13 protein-coding genes are annotated in these 13,054 nt (G+C 58.6%); 9 read left to right on the forward strand and 4 right to left on the reverse strand.

What is annotated here, in order from left to right:
• Positions 1-234: 234 nt before the first annotated feature.
• Positions 235-1,323 carry an LLM class flavin-dependent oxidoreductase gene (locus tag HX821_RS06035; RefSeq protein WP_177035418.1) on the reverse strand — a complete coding sequence of 363 codons (1,089 nt, stop codon included), beginning with the start codon at positions 1,321-1,323 and terminating at the stop codon, positions 235-237.
• A gap of 250 nt (positions 1,324-1,573) precedes the next feature.
• Between HX821_RS06035 and HX821_RS06040 the strand changes: the two genes are divergently transcribed.
• The 4 genes from HX821_RS06040 to HX821_RS06055 all read left to right on the forward strand — a co-directional run bounded on the left by HX821_RS06040 (position 1,574) and on the right by HX821_RS06055 (position 4,881).
• Entirely contained in the window at positions 1,574-2,437 is an 864-nt protein-coding gene (locus tag HX821_RS06040; RefSeq protein WP_003211316.1) for an ABC transporter permease, read from the forward strand.
• A 1-nt stretch (position 2,438) separates the two neighbouring features.
• Positions 2,439-3,206, forward strand: a complete 768-nt coding sequence (locus HX821_RS06045) for an ABC transporter ATP-binding protein (protein ID WP_008435484.1) — start codon at positions 2,439-2,441, stop codon at positions 3,204-3,206.
• The gene (locus HX821_RS06050; protein ID WP_177035419.1) at positions 3,199-4,188 is read left to right on the forward strand and encodes an ABC transporter substrate-binding protein; all 990 of its coding nucleotides are present in this window, start codon (positions 3,199-3,201) and stop codon (positions 4,186-4,188) included. The genes HX821_RS06045 and HX821_RS06050 overlap by 8 nt, the downstream gene beginning before the upstream one ends.
• Positions 4,189-4,257: 69 nt before the next feature.
• Positions 4,258-4,881: a hypothetical protein gene (locus tag HX821_RS06055; RefSeq protein ID WP_008435482.1), complete on the forward strand. Its 624-nt coding sequence runs from the start codon at positions 4,258-4,260 to the stop codon at positions 4,879-4,881.
• On the opposite strand, the gene HX821_RS06060 is transcribed toward HX821_RS06055, so the two are convergent.
• The 3 genes from HX821_RS06060 to rfaH form a co-directional block, all read right to left on the reverse strand.
• Positions 4,833-5,180, reverse strand: a complete 348-nt coding sequence (locus HX821_RS06060) for a hypothetical protein (RefSeq protein WP_102368810.1) — start codon at positions 5,178-5,180, stop codon at positions 4,833-4,835. The two genes, HX821_RS06055 and HX821_RS06060, sit on opposite strands and share 49 nt — an antisense overlap.
• Positions 5,177-5,485 carry a hypothetical protein gene (locus HX821_RS06065; protein ID WP_023658750.1) on the reverse strand — a complete coding sequence of 103 codons (309 nt, stop codon included), beginning with the start codon at positions 5,483-5,485 and terminating at the stop codon, positions 5,177-5,179. Before HX821_RS06065 ends, HX821_RS06060 begins: the two co-directional genes overlap by 4 nt.
• Before the next feature lie 120 nt (positions 5,486-5,605).
• The gene (gene rfaH, locus HX821_RS06070) at positions 5,606-6,115 is read right to left on the reverse strand and encodes a transcription/translation regulatory transformer protein RfaH (RefSeq protein ID WP_003211330.1); all 510 of its coding nucleotides are present in this window, start codon (positions 6,113-6,115) and stop codon (positions 5,606-5,608) included.
• Between the two features lie 232 nt (positions 6,116-6,347).
• On the opposite strand from rfaH, the gene HX821_RS06075 reads away from it, so the two are divergent.
• The 5 genes from HX821_RS06075 (at position 6,348) to HX821_RS06095 (ending at position 13,044) form a co-directional block, all read left to right on the forward strand.
• Entirely contained in the window at positions 6,348-6,788 is a 441-nt protein-coding gene (locus tag HX821_RS06075; RefSeq protein ID WP_032899408.1) for a low molecular weight protein-tyrosine-phosphatase, read from the forward strand.
• A gap of 45 nt (positions 6,789-6,833) precedes the next feature.
• Positions 6,834-9,062, forward strand: coding sequence for a polysaccharide biosynthesis tyrosine autokinase (locus HX821_RS06080; protein WP_177035420.1), 2,229 nt, complete (start codon positions 6,834-6,836; stop codon positions 9,060-9,062).
• A 105-nt stretch (positions 9,063-9,167) separates the two neighbouring features.
• Positions 9,168-10,439, forward strand: a complete 1,272-nt coding sequence (locus HX821_RS06085) for a DUF6369 family protein (protein ID WP_023658751.1) — start codon at positions 9,168-9,170, stop codon at positions 10,437-10,439.
• Positions 10,436-11,896, forward strand: a complete 1,461-nt coding sequence (locus tag HX821_RS06090) for an oligosaccharide flippase family protein (RefSeq protein ID WP_177035421.1) — start codon at positions 10,436-10,438, stop codon at positions 11,894-11,896. The genes HX821_RS06085 and HX821_RS06090 overlap by 4 nt, the downstream gene beginning before the upstream one ends.
• Entirely contained in the window at positions 11,893-13,044 is a 1,152-nt protein-coding gene (locus HX821_RS06095; protein WP_023658752.1) for a polysaccharide pyruvyl transferase family protein, read from the forward strand. The genes HX821_RS06090 and HX821_RS06095 overlap by 4 nt, the downstream gene beginning before the upstream one ends.
• The last annotated feature ends 10 nt before the right edge of the window (positions 13,045-13,054 follow it).

Genomic DNA, 13,054 nt, shown 5'->3' on the forward strand with positions numbered 1-13,054 from the left:
GGATGCCGATTTAGCCGCGCCGGGCCATGGATGGCCCGTCGCGGCGGCCCGCGGAACCGGGCCGGAGTGCGGGCATGCCGAGCCTAGGCGAGGCACCGAGTGGTGGGGCAAAGACCTTTTGGTTACTTTTGGCTGGGCCGGCATTCCGGGCGTTTGCCAAAAGTGACCCGCTGTAAGAGCGGAACCATAAGCCGCCGTTACCGAAGAAACGGATATGTACTCGGTCCCCCTCCCTCAGGCCACTTTTCCAGCCGCCTGGCGCTCCCGCTCAGCCACCAACTGCCGAGTCAGCGGAATCAGCCTCTTCCCGTAATCAATAGCATCATTCAGCGGATCAAACCCACGAATCAAAAACGTCGTGATACCCAGGTCGTAATAATCCAGCAACGCCTCGGCCACTTGATCGGCCGTACCCACCAGCGATGTAGAGTTACCCTGGGCCCCCAGCAACCCCGCAATCCCGGTCCACAACCGCTTATCCAACCGCGCCCCCTGGGCCGCCGCCGCCAACAGCCGCCGCGACCCCTCATTCGGCGGTTCACGCCTCACAAACCCATTCTTCTCAGCCAACGCCGTCGCCTGCTCCAGGATGCTGTCCGCACGCTCCCAAGCCAGCGCTTCAGTCTCTGCCAGAACCGGCCGCAACGACAAACTGAAGCGAACCGTACGCCCATGCCTGGCCGCCTCAGCCCGCACCTGGGTGACCACTTCCTTCACCTGCTCGTAGGTCTCACCCCACAGCGCATACACATCCGCATGCTTGCCCGCCACCGCAATGGCCGCCGCTGAAGACCCGCCAAAATACAACGGTATATGCGGCTGCTGCGGCGACTTCACCGTCGAAAACGCACCCTCGTACCGGTAGTAAGTGCCGTGATGGTCGAAGGGCTTTTCACTGGTCCATTCCTGCCGCACCACGCTCAAGTACTCGTCGGTGCGCGCATAACGCTCATCCTTGTCGATATGACTGCCATCGGCCCGCAGTTCACGGTCGTCGCCGCCGGTGATGATGTGCACCGCGGTGCGCCCGCCGTTGAACACATCCAGCGTGGCGAACTGCCGCGCAGCGAGGGTGGGTTGGACGAAGCCGGGCCGGTGGGCAATCAGGAACTGCAGCTTTTTCGTCACGCTGGCCGCATGGGCAGCGATCAACGTACTGTCCGGGCTGTTGGAATGGAAGGCCACCAGCGCGCGGTCGAAGCCGGCCTCTTCGTGGGCGCGGGCCACGGTCTCCACGTAGTCGGGCTGCAAGGTCGGGCCGCTGCGAGGGTGGATCTCGGAGGCGTGGTGGCCGCCGATATAGCCGATAAATTCGATGCTCATGGTCAGTCCTTGTTGAGGGCAGGAATAAAGCTGCTATCGAAAATAGAGGCCGTACCCGAGCCTGTAAAATGCCGATTGGTTCTATCCTAATTATAAAAATACAGAATCATAGTTTTAGATTGTTATCAGTAATGCGCATTTTAATCGCATTAGGTTATTCCCAAATAGAATTTCACTGAGGTTTTTTATGCGAATAGCATGAAACCGCAGCGGCGCTCCTGGCCGTGTTCTTGATGAGGAAGGAAGCCCGATGACTGAAAAGTCCCTTAACGCCAGTTCGTTTTCCGTCGACAAGGCCGAGGGTCAAGCCGGCGTTGCATCCCGCTTGATTCCGCGCTGGCTGCGCAACTGGCGCACCCCCGATGTGTTGCTGCGGCTGGTCAGCCCGATTGTGTTGCTGTTGCTGTGGGAACTGGCCTCCGAGCTGGGCTTGATCCCGGCACGGATCATCGCCGCGCCGTCTCAGATTGGCGGCACCCTGTGGGCAATGATCGTCTCCGGAGAGCTGGGCAAGCACCTGCTGGTGTCCCTGCAACGGGCGCTGCTGGGCTTGAGCATCGGCGTGAGTATCGGGGTGGTGGCCGCGTTGATCACCGGCCTGTCGAAGCGCGGCGAGGTAATCCTCGACTCACCGATGCAGATGCTGCGCACCATTCCTTCCCTGGCACTGGTGCCGTTGTTCATCCTCTGGTTTGGCATCGGCGAGTTCACCAAGATCGCACTTATCGTTACCGGCACCACCTTTCCGGTGTACCTCAACCTGTTCGCCGGCATCCGCAACATCGACCCCAAACTGATCGAGGCCGCCAACACCCTCGGCCTCAACCGTCGCGAGCTGATCTGGCACGTGATCCTGCCGGGCTCGTTGCCTTCGTTTTTTGTCGGCCTGCGCTATTCCCTGGGCATCTCCTGGCTGGCCCTGGTGTTTGTCGAGCAAATCAACACCACCGCCGGTATCGGCTACCTGGCCAGTGATGCGCGGGACTTCATGCGCACCGACGTGATCGTGATCTGCCTGTTGATCTATAGCGTGCTGGGCCTGCTGATCGACGGCTTGATCCGCACCCTGGAACGTTTTGCCCTGGCCTGGCGCCCATCGTTTGTGAGGAACTGACATGTCGATTCTCGAAGCTTCAACAGCACCGGTGCAGTTGCGCAATGTGGTGCGCCAGTTCGGCCAGCAGCGGGTCATCGACGGCCTGGACCTGGATATCGCCCCGGGGGAGTTCGTTGCGTTGCTGGGCGCCAGCGGGTCCGGCAAGACCACTTTGCTGCGCAGCCTCGCGGGCCTGGACAGCATCGACAGCGGCCAGTTGCGCGTGCCCAAGGCCCGGGCGGCGGTGTTCCAGGAGCCGCGCCTGATGCCGTGGAAGCGCGCCTGGAAAAACGTGATTCTCGGCCTGCGGGTTCCCGACGCCAAGGCCCGTGCGGTGCAGGCGTTGACGGAAGTCGGGCTGGCCCATCGGCTGGAGGCGTACCCGGCGACCCTCTCCGGCGGCGAGGCCCAGCGCGTGGCATTGGCCCGCGGCCTGGTGCGCGAGCCCAAGCTGCTGTTGCTCGACGAACCGTTCGCCGCGCTGGATGCGCTGACCCGCATCAAGATGCATCGCCTGATCATCGAACTCTGGCGCAAACACACGCCGGCCGTGTTGCTGGTGACCCACGACGTCGACGAAGCGATCCTGCTGGCCGACCGCGTGATCGTGCTGGCGGAGGGCAAGATTGCCGAGCAACTGCGCATCGACCTGCCCCGTGCACGGGATACCGGCCAGGACGGTTTCCAGGCGATTCGCGCCCGCTTGCTGAGCCTGTTGGGGGTTGAAGTGGACGCCCCGGCCGCCCAGCCTGCGAACGCCAGCGTCAGGCGGTTTGCCCATGGTTGAATTCAGAACCCTTTGCCTGTTGGCGGCTGCACTGCTGATGGGCGGCTGCGACAAAGCCGCTGAAGCGCCGAAGTCTGCATCGGATCTGTCGGGTGTGACCTTGATCCTCGGTGACCAGGCCAAGGGCTTGCGTACGGTGGTGGACGCCGCCCACGCCCTGGATGGCATCGACTACAAGGTCCAGTGGGCCAACTTCCAGGGCGCCGCGCCGCTGTTCGAGGCCTTGCGCGCCGGCGCCGTGGACCTCGGCCCGGCCGGGGATACGCCGGTGCTGGCGGCTGCCACCGGAGGCACGCCGCTGCGTATCGTTGCGGTGCGCCGCAGTCAGGCGCGCAGCATTGCGATCCTGGTGCCGCCCGATTCACCGATCCACAGCGTGGCCGATCTGAAAGGACGCAATGTGGTGGTGTCGTCGGCCCGTGGGAGCATTTCCCAGTACCTGCTGATCCGCGCCCTGGCGAATGCCGGCGTGGATGAAAAGGACGTCAACGTCGGCTTCGTGCTGCCCACCGATGCATTACCTGCGTTCAACGCCGGCAAGATTGAAGCCTGGGCGACCTTCGGGGTGTACCAGGCGTTCGCCGAACAGCAGGGCGCGCGGGTGCTGATCAGCGGGGAGGGCATCAATACCGGCCTGACGTTTATTACCGCGTCCGATGAAGTGCTCAGCGACCCGCTCAAGCGCCAGGCGTTGCGTGACGTTTTGCAGCGGTTCGCCAAGGCTTTTGAATGGGCGCAGCAGAACCCCGAGGAATACGCACGGGTGTTTGCCACGGTCAACGATATCCCGCTCAAGGTTTCACAGTTGCTGCGCACATGGGGTGATGAGTCGCTGCTGCCGGTAGAGGAGCGGGATGTGCAGGCGTTGCAGCAGGTGGATGATTTGTTTGTGGAAAAGAAGATTTTCCCGCACCGGGTAGAGGTACGGAAACTGACGGATACCGAGGTGTTTTCGCCGCAATCGCTGGCTGGCGCGCCCTGAAGTCGTTGTGTTTTGCCCGGACCTGAGGTCTCATGGGTCCGGGAAAAACTTGCGGGTAGGGAACAGCACTTGATACGGGAAGAACTGGCGCAATATGGCGGTATCACCGTCATGATTCCGGCCGCAGTGGTGATCGCCGTCTGGCTCTGGTATTCCCGGCCCCAGGCGGTCAAGTGGTGGCTGATGACCATCGCCTGCACCTATTCCATCGTGGCGTTCAGCAAGTTGCTGTTCAAGGGCTGGGGCGTGGCGCTCCAGCAGCTGGATATTGCGGTGCTCAGCGGTCACGCCATGAATACGTCGTTGATGGTGCCCGTGGCGATGAGCCTGGTGGCGCGCCGGGTCAACCCCGAGTGGCGCTGGCCCGCAGCTATCGCCGGGATGTTGATCGCCGGCTGGTTCAGTGCTTATTGCGTGGCACCCTATATTCATCCACTCAACGAAGCACTGGCCGGTGGCTTTTTGGGCGGCATGGCGGCACTGGCGTTTCTATGGCGCCTTGAGGTGGTTGAAGTGCGGGTTTCCCCATCGTTGATCGGTGGGGGAATGGTGATCCTGTTGTTAAGTGCGATGGCACCCAAGTACAACGCCGAGAAGCTGCTCAACCATGTGGCAGTGGCCGTATCAGGTGCCGACCAGGCCCATCAGGAGCCTTCCTGGCGGACCTCTTCCATGCAGTTGAACGCCGAGTAAGTGGCCAGGTCCAGGGCCAGGTTACTTTCCACCAGCAGCTCCAGCAGGACCGTCTGGCAATTGAAGCGCCGGGCATCGCCACGGCGCTGCGAACGCTTCATCTGCTTGAACAACGTGTCGGTTATGTCCTGCGGTGAGTTGCCGCGCAACTGATCCAGCCAGTGGGACATGATCCGGGTGTTGCGCGCATATTGCTCCGCCGGCAGTTGTTCGTGCGGTGCCAGGCCCACGAAACCTTCAAACGTGTTCGTCAGCCTTTTCAAGGCGTAGGCCCGTTTCAGATCCTCATAAATGCTCATGGCCGCTCCTCGGTGCAGGAAATATTCGCCAATAGTTCGGCCGTCTTCATTTGCATCAGGTGGCTGTCGCCGCGGCTCTCCACGCACAGGCAGATGGACAGGGGATTGCTCACCTGCAACTTGAAGCGCCAGTCGGCAAACACCATTGAAAGCCCGGTACAGGATTCGTCACTGTCCAGGGAATGGCCGGCGTATAACACCTGCATGCGTTCTACAACGGTGGTTGAACTATTAACCTTGACGTGAATGTTTCCCGAAGAAGGAAACAGGCCGATACGCTCTACCAATAGCTTTGAACTTTTCATGGCCGTCCCTCGCTGTTAATTCACGTATTACTTTATTCTCAAGAGGTGAAAAAGTAAGCGGATGTTATTTTTAGTCTGTTATTAAGTTGAATGTTATTTCTTGTCTGTTCGGCGCCGCTATCAGTCACTTCTTTGCACTCGGCTGATTTCTGCCAATGGCAAGTTGATGCGTTGTTCCCGTTGCAGGAAGTTCATCAGCAACACCACACGTTCCTCACCGTCCATGGCCAGGAAGACCGCTTCAAGTTCGGCAAACGGCCCTTCATTGATGCGCACGCTTTCGCCGGGCTGCAACAGGGCGCTCACCACGGCCTGGTGGTCGCGCTCCTGGAGTTCGTCCACCAGCGTGTCGCTGATGGGCAACGGGTGCGCGCCGAATGCCACCACCCGCGACACACCGCGGGTCGAGCGCAGTGAGCTCCAGCTGTCCTGCTGGCTCATTTGAATGAACAGATAGCCTGGAAACAACGATTCACGGGTGGTCCTGCGCTGGCCCTTCAACAGCCGTTCGCGTTTATAGGTAGACCGGAAGCAGGTATAGCCCTGGCGCTGGAGGTGCTCCTCGGCGCGCTCGTCCTGCCGGGATTTGCACTGGACCAGGTACCAGGCTTTGTTGGCATTTGCGCTCATGGGAGTTCCTCTTCCTATATAAGGCGATACGTGACAAGGCTGTAATTTAAAGCCGATGGGGGTGATGAAGTAATGAATGTTATAAATTGTCGGGTTGAAGGCGGTGGTTGTTATTTTTCGTCCGGAGATAATTTTGGGGGAAGTAAGGGTTACGTGTTAATAAATACTGCCGTGAAGTAATAAAGTTGAAGAGGTTGCTTCATGGGGTAATGGATGGCCCGGGGATAGTGCCTTGTTTAAAAGAGTGTTGATTGTCTGTATTGGCAATATTTGCCGTAGTCCCACCGCGGAAAGTCTTTTGCGTGGCGCACTCCCGTGCTCCGATATCAAGATCAGTTCTGCAGGTATTGCCGCGTTGGTCGGCAAGCCGATTGAAACCACCGCCCGTGCGGTACTCGAAGCCCACGGTCATCCGGCCGACAAGCACCAGGCCACCCAGTTGGCGCCACAGGCGATCAGTGAAGCCGACCTGATCCTGGTCATGGAACGACAGCACATCAATGCCGTGCTCAGCATGGCGCCCGAGGCACGAGGCAAGGTCTTGCTGCTGGGCAAATGGCAAAACGAGCGAGAGATCAGCGACCCGTACCGTCAAGGCAAGGCCGCGTTTGTGCACGCTTATGCGTTGATCGAAGAAGCTGTAAACGCATGGGCGCAGCGTCTTGCACGCTGATCGCCACTACTTTTTGAATCGAAATAAAGGCTAAGAATCCGACTTATGCAGCAAACGCCAGCAGTCACCGTACAGGAAGACGATAACGGGGAGATTGATCTCCTCGGTCTGTTTGGAACACTGATCGACCATAAATGGCTGATCGCTGCGGTGACCGGTGCCTTTATGGTCACTGGCGCCGCCTATGCGATGCTGGCAACCCCGGTCTACCAGGCGAATGCCCTGCTGCAGGTCGAAGCGAAAAAGAACGACTTGCTGGGCTTCTCGGACATCGGCGGGATGCTGGGCAAGGAGTCGCCGTCGGCCACCGAGATCGAGCTGATCCAGTCCCGCTACGTGATTGGCAAAACCGTCGACAACCTGAAACTCGATATCGTCGTACAGCCGATGTACTTCCCGGTAGTGGGTGAGTTCCTGGCGCGCCGCTTCCAGAAGGCCAACCCCGGTGCAATCGCCGAGCCGCTGCTGGGCCTGGACAGCTTCGCCTGGGGCGGCGAGTCGCTGAAGATCTTCAAGCTGGACCTGCCCGACGGGCAATTGGGCAAGAAGCTGACCCTGACCGTGGGTGAAAACGCGCACTACACCCTGGTGGATGAAGATGACCAGGTGCTGGCGGCCGGCGAGGCCGGGCAGCCGTTCGAGCAAAATGGCGTGGCATTCCAGATTGAAGAACTGCGCGCCAAGCCCGGCACGCGTTTCCGGGTGATCCGCAATGCGCGACTGACCAGCATCCTCGACTATCAGGAGAACCTGGATGTGGTCGAGCGAGGGAAGGAGTCGGGCATGATCGGCCTGGCGCTGGAAAGCACCGAGCCGGACCAGGCGATCAAAATCCTCAATCAGATCGCGGCGATCTACGTGCGGCAGAACGTGGAGCGCACCTCGGCTGAGGCGGCGCAAAGCCTGGCGTTTCTCAAGGAGCAACTGCCGGAGGTCAAGAAGGACCTGGAAAAAGCCGGGAAGGCCTTGAATGAATACCAGACCCGCAGCAAGTCGGTGGACATCACCCTGGAAACCAAGGCGATTCTCGACCAGATCGTGGGCCTCGATACCAGCATCTCCGAGCTGAAGCTGCAACAGGCCGAGATGGACCGCAAGTTCACCCGCCAGCATCCCGCGTATCGCGCATTGCTGACCCAGATCGGCGAGCTGACCAGCAAGCAGCAGAGCCTGGCGAGCCGGGTCGAGAGCCTGCCTTCCACCCAGCAGGAGCTGCTGAGCCTCACCCGGGATGTCGAGGTCGGCACGGCCATTTACACCCAGTTGCTCAACAAGTCCCAGGAACTCGATGTGATGCGCGCGGGCACCGTGGGCAACGTGCGCCTGATCGACACCGCAGACGTCAATTTCTTCAAGCCGATCAAGCCGAAAAAGATCCTCATCGTGCTGATCGCGACGCTGCTGGGCGGCTTCCTGGCGGTGACGCTGGTGCTGCTGCGCAAGGCGCTGAACCGTGGCCTGGAAAGCCCCGAGGCCATCGAGCAACTGGGCTTGCCGGTGTACGCGTCGATTCCGTACAGCACGCTGCAAAAGGTCGAAGAAGACAAAATCAGCCGCGGGCGTGGGCGTGCCGATGCCGGTTCTTCATTGCTGGCCATCAGTCACCCCACGGACCTGGCAGTGGAGGCCTTGCGCAGTTTGCGCACCAGTTTGCACTTCGCGATGCTCGAGGCGCCGAATAACCGGATCATGATTTCCGGCCCCAGCCCCGAGGTGGGTAAAACCTTTGTCTCGGTGAACCTGGCGGCGGTCATCGCGCAAACCGGGCAGCGCGTGTTGTTGATTGACGTGGATATGCGACGGGGCTACCTGCACAAAGTGCTGGGTGTGCCGGCCAAGGATGGGCTTTCCGACATCCTCTCCAATCAATGCACCCTTGAATCCGCCATCCACAAAACCGGCGTTGAAAACCTCGACATCATCAGCCGCGGGCAAATACCGCCGAATCCTTCCGAGCTGCTGATGCACCGCAACCTGACCGAGCTGTTGGCGCAGGTCAGCGAACGGTATGACCTGGTGATTCTGGATACGCCACCGCTCTTGGCCGTGACCGACGCAGCCATCGTGGGACGGCAATCGGGGACCAACCTGATCGTCACCCGCTATGGCTTGAACCCGGCAAAAGAGATCGAGCACACCATGCGCCGATTTGCCCAGAACGGCATCGTGCTCAGGGGCGCGATCTTCAACGGCGTTGAAAAGAAAGCGTCGGCCAAATATGGCTACGGCAACTACGGGTATTACCAGTACGAATACCAGGCTGATCGGAGCTGATTCACCACTGTAATTGCAGGATAGAGGTCACGTTTTCAGGAAATGAACGAAAAATCCTGGGGCGGTAGCGTGCCAAATTCAAATCAGCATAAAGAATACCCAGCCATGTTTTACCTGTTATCCCTTATCGCGCTGTCAGCGGGTTTGCTCGCGGCGAAAAATCCAAAATACTCAATCGTAGTGTTCGGGATAATGCTGGCTGTTATTCCCACGGGTAACTCCTACAGCGAAATAATCTCGCTCAAGGGTATCTACTTCTTTGACTTTTATATCGTGGGCGGGCTGGGCGCACTGCTGATCCGGCAGGTGGCTACACAGAAGAAACAATTGACGGTGCCAGGCGGCCTGCTTTTTGGGTGCGGGCTGTATGTGGTGTTACTCGCCTGCGGCCTGCTGGAGTCCTCGAACAAGTACCTGTTGAAGGATGTTCGGCCGTTTATAATGATCCTGTCATTTATCGTGCTCTCGAACATCGCGACCCTTGCCGCAAAAACGCTGAAGTTGCAGACAGTGCTCCTGCTATTGATCGCGATGACCGCCTTCAATGTGCTGGACATTGCCTGGTTACGCTTGGGCTTGTACAAGTTTCAAGACGTCTACTATGAAGAAAACGCCTACCGCTACCTGGACGGCGGTACGTACGCCGCCGTGGCCTATCTGATTTATTACTTCATAGACCCACGGCTGTTCGAACACAGGAAAAAGCTCGCAAGCATTTGCCTGGCCACTTCATTCATCTGTTTGTTCATTGCCAACTCTCGCTTCATCTTTGTCTCGGTGTTTGCGGCGATCATCATCCACCAATACACCCGGCCGGCCCGCATGATAGGCGTTGCCCTGGCCGGGGCGGTGGTGCTGATGGCGTTCATTGGCATCAGCAATATGATCGGGGCTGATCGAATCAATGATGGTTTGTCGTCCGAAGGCATGGCCGCCCAATTGGCCACGCGCTTCAGCCCGGCGCTGGAGTTGATCCGCGGCATGAACCCGCTGCATTACTTTGTGGGACTGGGCGCGGGCACGCCGTTCGAGATTCCCTGGTTCGAGTACCGTGGCCTCGATGACAAGAACTCGAATATCGACAGTGCCTACCTAACCTACTTCGTTAAGTACGGGCTGATCGGCGTGTACTTGCTGTACGTGTTCATTACCTCGATTACCCAGCACATGAACAGCCGGGTGGCGGTTTCGATCGCCATCTTTCTGGGGGTGATGTTCGTTGTCTCGGCCACGCCTTATCAGCCGTACGCCATCGGTATCGCGTATGGCGCGATTGTGCTGCGGGTCTGTTCCGAACACACCGCCAGGCAACGCAAAAAGATCCTCAAGCCTGACCAGCCGCTGATAACCACACCCTTGCAGGTGAATGCCGGATGAACAGCACACTGTTGAGAAAGTTCGTGTCCAGTACGGCATGGAGTTTCGTTTCTGCCGTGGCCACCAAAGTGTCGGTGGTCATCACCGGCATCCTGGTTGCCCGGGTATTGGGTGCGCAATCGTTTGGCGAGTATGGTTTGATCCAGAGCGCGATTGTGATGCTTGCCAACGTCGCCGCCCAAGCCACCACCACGGCGACGGCCAAGCATATCGGGCAGTTCAAGGAGACCTGTCCCGAGAAGACCGGCAGGGGCATCGCGCTGACGCTGCTGTTCTCGGTTGTGTTCAGCGGGATGATCATCGGGACAGCGCTGTTTTTCCCGCACTTTTTCTCCAGCGTTATCCTGGGGGCAGACAGCCTCAGCGCTGCATCGCTGATCGTATTGAGCACCATCACGTTGATTATCCTGTCGGGATGGACCCAGGGCTGCCTGACCGGTTGGGGCCAATACCGGACAATCGCGACCATCAACGGGATCATTGCGATTGTCGCGATCCCGGCGACGTACTTCCTGACCCTGCAGTTCCGACTCAACGGTGCGCTGCTGGGCTTGGCCGGTTCTCAATTGCTGATCGTGTTCTTCAGCGCACTGGCCTGCTGGAAGACTTTGAAGGCCCGAAATACCACGCTGAGTTTCAAAGGTGCAATGACTGAAAAGCACGCAGTGCTGTCGGTTGGCCTGCCGGTATTGCTGACGGGGTTGATGGTCGCCCCGATGAACTGGTTCGCCAATAAGTTGCTGGCGGAAACAACTAACGGCCTTGCCGCATTGGGCATGTACGCCGCCGCGATGCAATGGAACGCGATCTTTTCCCATGTTTCCGTGGTGTTGGGCTCTGTGCTGGTGCCGATGCTGGCCGCCGCGCTGGGCGGTAAAAGCCGCAAGTTGGACGCCTTGAACTTTCTGTCGGGCTGGCTGGTGGTGTTGGTGATCATACAGCCGGTGATCATGTTCCCCGAGTTGCTGGCCAAACTGTATGGCAGCAGTTTCCTGGGGCGGGATTTTGAAGTGACGTTGGTTCTGGTAATCCTGGGTTCGCTGCTCAGTGCATTCAAGTCCGGTATTTCAAGAAAGATGATCGTGATGAACCTGGCCTGGTTCAGTGTGATGAGTAACATTCTATGGGGAGTGTTATTCATTGCCGGAGCACTGTGGCTTCGGGAAGAAGGTGCAATCGGGATTGCCAAGGCATTTATTGGTTCGCAGTTTATTCACTTCCTGCTGGGACTGCCGTATTTCGTCTACAAGAAGATATTACCTCTGGAGTTGCTCGTATCTCCCAGGATCCTGATCTTGTGGACATTGCCTTTCATCAGTTTCATATCAAGCGCCTATGTCGAAAGTGTGCTGTATCGATTAATGATCATGGCGCTGATATTTATCTACATTCTCGCAACAACGTTTGCCTTGAATGCCGTGTTTAATGACCCCGTGGAAAATGGAAGCCCAGCATGAATGTCAGCAAAGTATATATCCGGGGGGCATACGGTCCTGGTAATTTGGGTGATGACGTATTAATGCTATGCGTGATCAATATTCTGAAAAAACGCTTTAAGGAATCGGATATAGCGGTGGGTGTCGATCATCCGCAGATCGCCAGGAACTTCAACCCGCGTATCAAGTGGCTGCACATCAAGGAGCCGGTCAAGGCTGACCTGGTGGTGTTGGGCGGTGGGGGCCAGTTCTTCTCGTTCATTCCACCGGCCAAAGAGGCGGCTGCCAACAAAGGCATCGTGGCGAAGCTGTGCAAGAGCATCAAGGCGCAGACCGACCTGAAGTCCACGCTTCTGCGTTTGTATGTCGGGTTGCGCGGTGGTGTCGACAGGATCTATTTCCACCGGCGCCTGGCAGCGTTCTGCATTGGCCTGGGCCCCTTCGATGGCGGCGGCAAGCTGCTGACCCGCGCCGTCAGCGTGATCAATCGCTGTGACTACATTTCCGTGCGGGACGGTACCAGCCAGCAGCATTGCAAGGCCTTCGGAAAGTCCGACGTCGAGGTGTACACCGACCCCAGCCTGCTTTCCGACCTGTGGATCTCCAGCAAAGACCTGGAGGTCGGCAGCCTCAAGAAGGGCAAGTACCTGTCCTTCATCCTGCGCGACTGGCCCCATGACGCGAACGGGCAACAGTTCATCAAGGCGATGGTCCAGGCCGCGGATGAGCTCGCCAAGCGTGGCGAGCAGGTACGCCTGGTCTCGCTGTACAAGGAACGTGACCAGCACCTGATCGACAAGTACCACAGGTTCGAATGGTTGTGCTGGGACGCGGCGGGCGATACGCCCGAAACCTTCATGGCGAAACTGATCGTCGAGTCCGACGTGATCATCAGCGCCCGTGCACACGGTGTACTGCTGCCGGCTTCCCTGGGCTTTCCCACCATCGCGGTTGAAATCGAAAACAAGCTGAAAAAAGTCCATGAAATGCTGCCGCAGGGCACCCGGCTGGTCAGCACCCCAGACCCTGAGGTGATCAAGGCCACCATCAGCGAATTCCGGCAATCCAAGGCGCAAATGGCCGAGCACCTCAAGCAGGAGATCGCCCAGCGTTCTTCCCTTGCGCAAAAAGCGGTCGACGACTTTTTGAAATGGGTCGATGAAAAATAAAGTGGAGGGG

The organism is Pseudomonas sp. B6001, assembly GCF_013386015.1.
GTDB lineage: Bacteria > Pseudomonadota > Gammaproteobacteria > Pseudomonadales > Pseudomonadaceae > Aquipseudomonas.